Source organism: Pseudoalteromonas sp. UBA6610 (genome assembly GCF_002433295.1).
In the GTDB taxonomy this organism is placed as follows: Bacteria; Pseudomonadota; Gammaproteobacteria; order Enterobacterales; family Alteromonadaceae; genus Pseudoalteromonas; species Pseudoalteromonas atlantica.
In genome coordinates this window covers 1-4,745 of sequence record NZ_DJHW01000062.1, presented here as the reverse complement: position 1 = coordinate 4,745, position 4,745 = coordinate 1, and the positions used below count along the sequence as shown (strand labels likewise).

4 protein-coding genes are annotated in these 4,745 nt (G+C 42.2%); 1 reads left to right on the top strand and 3 read right to left on the bottom strand.

Annotation, left to right across the window (positions count from 1 at the left end; genetic code table 11):
* The 3 genes from dapD to map form a co-directional block, all read right to left on the bottom strand.
* The coding region (gene dapD / locus B4F91_RS08245) for a 2,3,4,5-tetrahydropyridine-2,6-dicarboxylate N-succinyltransferase (protein ID WP_288635549.1) at positions 1–657 on the bottom strand (657 nt) is incomplete at its 3' end.
* Positions 658–666: 9 nt separating this feature from the next.
* The gene (glnD, locus tag B4F91_RS08240) at positions 667–3,285 is read right to left on the bottom strand and encodes a [protein-PII] uridylyltransferase (protein WP_024033810.1); all 2,619 of its coding nucleotides are present in this window, start codon (positions 3,283–3,285) and stop codon (positions 667–669) included.
* Between the two features lie 266 nt (positions 3,286–3,551).
* Positions 3,552–4,370: a type I methionyl aminopeptidase gene (map, locus tag B4F91_RS08235; RefSeq protein WP_223230592.1), complete on the bottom strand. Its 819-nt coding sequence runs from the start codon at positions 4,368–4,370 to the stop codon at positions 3,552–3,554.
* A 238-nt stretch (positions 4,371–4,608) separates the two neighbouring features.
* Between map and B4F91_RS08230 the strand changes: the two genes are divergently transcribed.
* Positions 4,609–4,745, top strand: a 137-nt coding sequence (locus B4F91_RS08230; RefSeq protein WP_288635551.1) for a 30S ribosomal protein S2, incomplete at its 3' end; no start/stop codon positions are given.

Genomic DNA, 4,745 nt, shown 5'->3' with positions numbered 1-4,745 from the left:
GGTTTCACGGTCGTAAATACGGGTGCTTTGGCTAATGTAAACACCCATTGAAATAACCGCACCTTCTTCAACAATAACCCCTTCAACAATTTCTGAACGAGCGCCAATAAAGCAGTTGTCTTCAATGATGGTAGGATTTGCTTGTAGCGGCTCTAAAACACCGCCTATGCCCACACCGCCTGATAAGTGTACATTCTTACCAATTTGTGCACAGGAACCTACAGTGGCCCATGTATCAACCATAGTGCCTTCATCAACGTAGGCGCCAATGTTCACATACGATGGCATAAGTACGACGTTTTTACCTACAAAGCTGCCTTTACGTGCTACAGCATTTGGTACTACGCGCATGCCACCTTGCTGAAACTGCTCCGGTGTGTAGTCGCTAAATTTAAGCGGTACTTTATCGTAAAACTGATTTACGCCGTCGTTCATTGGTTGGTTATCGCGAATACGGAACGATAATAAAACGGCTTTTTTAAGCCATTGGTGTACGACCCATTCGCCTGATATTTTTTCAGCAACACGGGCTGCGCCGCTATCAAGAAGCTCTAGTGCGTCAATAATCGCTTGTTTTACATCGCTAGATACGCTGCTTGGGCTAATGCTATCGCGGTTATCCCAGGCGTTTTCTATCATGGTTTTTAAATCTGACATGGTGTGTCCTTATTCTGTTTCGGCGTTGAATTTTTTACGTAATGCCTGATGAATTTTGGCTTGCTCTTCATCAGTCAGCGCTTGGTATTCGTTATTTGATACGACAAAGAAATCCTCTGCACGTTCACCTACCGTTGTAATACGGGCTGCGTGAATGTGTAATAAATGCGCTTGGAAAACTTCGGCAATTTTAGTAAGTAAACCGGGTATATCAACAGCTTGAATTTCTATTAGGCTGCGATCTTTACGTGCATGAGGGCGCAGCACTATTTTAGGTTTAATATTAAAGTCTTTAAATCGTTGCGAGCGATTCTTTTTAAAGCGTATTTTTTTACGTGGTTCGCTAAGTGCTTGCTCAAGCCCACGTTTAATTGACTGAGCACGGCTACTTGCAATAGGGTCGCCGCTCACTTCAAGTATTACAAAGTTAAATAGGGCGTAGCCATCTTTGGTAGTAAGCACTTGAGCGTGTTGTATTTGCGCCTTTTTAGAACCAATTACGCTAACTAAGCGAGCGAATAACGGCCCAGAATATGGGCTATAAGCAAACACTTGCGTGCCACCATGCATTGCTTTATCAGAAACAATGACACTGGGTAGGCTTAAGTCTGCGCATTTTAATAGGTGCTCGGTTTGCCATGATATTTGCTGCTCGCTAAAGGCAGTAAAGTAATTGGCTTTAAAGCGGCTCCAAATTAAATCAATTTGGTTTTCTAGGTAGCCCAAATTAAGTAAGCGCTGTTTAGCTTGGTGTTTTTTATCGCGTATTTGGTCGCGTTGATCCATTGGGTTTTCAAGCCCTAGGCGTAATGCACGCTGAGTATGCAAGTATAACTCGCGTAGTAGAGTGTTTTTCCAATCATTCCATAAGTTGTCGTTGGTTGCGCGTATATCGGCAACGGTTAAACAATAGAGGTAATCGAGTTGGCGCTCTGTTTTTACACGTGAGGCAAAGTCTTTAATAACACCTGGGTCATTTATGTCTTTACGCTGCGCAGTAACCGACATAAGTAAATGGTTACCAACTAGCCACGATATAAGCTTGCCATCAGATGATGGGAAGCCATGTAATTTAGAAAAAGCAATGGCATCCACTGAGCCTAGCTCTGAGTGATCGCCGCCACGCCCTTTAGCAATATCATGAAAAATACCCGCTAAATAAAGCAGCTCAGGCTTATCCATTCGGGTTACTATTTCACTACAAATAGGAAACTCACTCACTTTAGATTTATCAAAATATTGGTAAATATTATTGATTAATTTATGGGTGTGCTCATCTACTGTGTAGGCATGAAATAAGTCAAATTGCATTTGCCCAAATATATTACGCCATTGTGGTAAATACGCGGCCAACATGCCGTGTTTGTGCATGAGCGTGAATGCGCGGCCCATGCCGTTAGGGTGTTTTACTATACGCATAAATGCCTCGCGACACGCTGCGTAATCTTGTAAGTCACCTAATAGGCGCCTGCGTACTTGCCTAATGGTACGAATAGTACTTGGGTAAATATGGGTAATTTCGGGGTTGTCGGCAATATGCTCAAACAAAACAAAAAGTTGATCGCGTCTAAAAAATACCGATGGGTTTTTAACCCTAATTTGGTGCCCAACGCGTTCAAAGTCTTTGTCTAACTCAATCACTGGCGCTTCGCTGCTCTCTGGCATAATACTTTCTTCAAAGTACGATAGCAGCATTTGGTTAAGCTCGCGCACGCGGCTCATAATTCTAAATAAGCGTTTCATCATGCGCTCAACCGAGGCTTTACCATCGCTACCAAAGCCAAGTATTTCAGCTGTGTGTGGTTGATGGTCAAACAACAAACGGTTTTCTGAGCGCCCAGCGGCTAAATGCAGTGCAAAGCGAATATTCCAAAGGTTTTCTAGGCACTCCGAAAGCTCCTGAAACTCTTCATGCGTTAAGTAGCCGTGGCTAATTAGCTCTTGTAGGGTTTCGGCTCTAAAGTGCTTTTTAGCAACCCAAATAATGGTTTGTAAATCGCGAAGGCCACCGGGGTTTTCTTTTATGTTTGGCTCTAGGTTGTAAGCAGTACCGTGGCACTTTTTGTGGCGTAGGTTTTGCTCTTGCACTTTGGCTACAAAAAACTCGCCTGAGCGCCAAACGGGGGTTTCTATAATATGCGTTTTGAGTTTTTCAAACTCAATGTGATTACCAAAAATGAGCCTGCTTTCGAGCAAGCTGGTGGCAAAGGTAACGTCTTCACGTTTTTGCTCAATGGCTTGTTCAATGGTACGTACGCTGTGGCCTATCTCTAAATTGAGATCCCATAGCATGGTAACAAACTGGCCTATTTTTTCGCATATTTGCTCGCTAGGCGGCTGCGTAACAAGCAATAAAAAGTCAATATCGGAGTAGGGGTGTAGTTCGCCACGGCCATACCCGCCCACGGCAATAAGGGCAAGATCAGGCTCGTGAGCTAAATCGTAAACATGAAACAGTTTAATTAGCAGGCGGTCTATAAACTCAGCCCGGGCATTAATTAAATTACCAACTGGTTGCTTAGAAAATTCGTTATGTAACCACTTATAAAAATAGCTAGAACAATCGCGATAATCGCTCAGTTGCTCAGCATCGCTAAGTAACTTTTTTACTTTGTTGGGTAATGCCACGTGGGCTGGCTCCTTATTGAACCGTTAGCATTGATAAATAACCTGAACGTGAAGTAATAAGTCTATCCCCAGCGGCTATTTTCAGTGTTAACAGTGTTGAATCGACTTGCAAATAGGCTCGCTATTTGCAAGTCGATTCGATTTGTTTTCACTGAAAATCTCCAGCTTGGGAATTATAAAATAAATATTACATATAATTCAGTATGTTATTAAATATATTAACCAGATTAGAGGTTAAATACTTTTATCAAGTGGCTCGGTATTTATTAGTGTTCGATAATCCTGTCGATAGTATCATCTGATCGCAGCGTTAAAATTTCAACACCATTTTCAGTCACTAATAGGGTGTGTTCCCACTGTGCAGACAAACTACGGTCGCGTGTAACTACCGTCCACTCGTCTTTTAAAAGTTTACACTGGCGTTTACCTGCGTTAACCATTGGCTCTATTGTTAAACACATACCAGCTTTAAGTGTTTCGCCAGTACCTGCTTTACCGTAGTGCATTACTTGAGGCTCTTCGTGAAATTCGCTACCAATACCGTGGCCGCAGTATTCACGTACAATTGAGTAGTTAAAGCTCTCTGCGTATTTTTGAATTGCTTCACCAATATCGCCTAAACGCACACCTGGTTTTACCATTTTAATGGCAAGGTATAGGCTTTCTTGTGTTACTTGTGCAAGGCGTTTACCTTGAATGTTAGGCGTACCTACATGAAACATCTTTGAGGTGTCGCCGTGGTAACCGTCTTTAATTACGGTTACATCAATGTTGACGCTATCGCCATCTTTTAGCGGTTTGTCATTTGGAATACCGTGGCAAATTACATGATTTACAGAGGTACATACCGACTTAGGAAAACCGTGGTAATTTAGTGGCGCAGGGATAGCATCTTGCACATTTACAATATAATCATGACAAATTGTATTTAGCTCATCAGTAGTCACACCTGGCACTACATGTGGTTCAATCATTTCAAGTACGTCTGCCGCTAAACGCCCGGCTACACGCATTTTTTCAATTTCTTCAGGGGTCTTGATCACAGCGCTCATTGAGGCTCCAAAGTTGCGTTTTTTAACATTTATCGTCGCACAAATTTTGCACGCGACGTTGAGTATTTAATTTTAATATGGTATAAAGCGCGCCGTCTTTTTACAAATAAATTCTTAAATGATTTTTTGTATTTAAGGCAAACACAATTTTATTTTAACACACACACGTATCGTCACATACACTTGGGTGCATTTGAAGTTTAAATACTTCGGTGTTGGTGCTATGGGATATGTGGAGGCCTAACCCTAAACTACATAGAGGATTTACAAAATGGCAAACGTTTCAATGCGCGATATGCTTCAAGCTGGTGTTCACTTTGGTCACCAAGCACGTTACTGGAACCCTAAGATGAAGCCTTTCATCTTCGGCGCACGTAACCGTGTACATATCATCAACCTTGAGCAAAC